Consider the following 1,192-nt stretch of genomic DNA (forward strand, 5'->3'; position numbering starts at 1 on the left):
AGAGCTTTTATATAGTTACTGATCTATATTTAGTCAAACACTTTAATAACATTAATAATGAAAGCTAAGGACAGCACAAATATCGCTAGATAGGATGAATTACTAGCGGCGGTTATTACTGGGGAGATTAACTGCTGTGCAAGCCACTCACGCTCGAAAACTAATAAAGCCTATCGCACAAACATATACTGAGATGTTCTCAGGCAAAGTGTTTACAGTCGGTAAAGGCGCTGTCAGTGTTCGGAATCATGCGGACGATGCAACACACACCGTTATTGGCGTTCATGGGTTCTTAGAAAACCATTGCTATTTTACGCAGTCATACCAAGACCCTAGCACCGAACTCATCCTCATCACCTGTAGTAACTATCATATTCCAGTCGAAGGCCCTTTACCGGAGCCGGCAAGTTGGGAAATCCCAATTAAGTATTTGGAAGGCACAATAGAATATGATGCATGTATTCTTACACAAGCTTTAGAAAACCTTCCCACCACGAACAAGATTAGAATTCATGGCCACTCTCGAGGTGGAGCCGTCATTCTTGAAGCAGTTAATCAACGTCCCGATCTTTTCGAGCACGTTGAAGTTATCCTTGAAGCACCAGCACTACCTGGCGGGAAGACTCACCCACTCGTATCTGCGCTGCTTGAGCCTGTAAGTCATGGAATGTGGCCTTGGGTAATTCGATTAATCAATAGCACGCCCTCTTCGTCTTACGGGCAGATGTTCTTCGGCAAACTAAACCCACGAAAGAAAAAGTTATTACACAAGCTATTTACGGCAACAAAAGACCATCTCACTATTGTTCGTAACATTGAAAACTTATTCGCATGGATGGATAAAGCCGACTATTCAGCCTATGCACATCTGCGTCATGGAACATTCTTAATTCCTAAAGTAGATAGAATTCTCAATAGAAATCTGATGTTAAAGAGCGCTCTAAAAAGCCCAACATCTATCAGAGTGATCGAAACAGAAGCGTTAAGCCATTTTGTCACGCTAGATGATCGCAAATGGATTCCATCATTCGAGACCACGCCATCTGCTGAGCGAGCCGAACAGATCAAGCAAACCAAAAAGCAGCTCCGCATCGCTAATAGCTAGTCCCTACCCAGATCAAACCCCTTGCAACATTTGCGAGGGTGTTTACACTCTCGAAATCTTACATTTGTGCGAGTCAACATGTACCGA

The 1,192-nt window shown here is 43.2% G+C and carries 1 protein-coding gene; it reads left to right on the top strand.

All coding sequences use genetic code 11. The annotated features are described in order from the left end of the window. The first annotated feature begins 136 nt into the window (after positions 1-136). Entirely contained in the window at positions 137-1,105 is a 969-nt protein-coding gene (locus A3738_RS24615) for an alpha/beta hydrolase (protein WP_068481726.1), read from the top strand. Positions 1,106-1,192 lie beyond the last annotated feature (87 nt).

The organism is Oleiphilus sp. HI0066, from assembly GCF_001635725.1.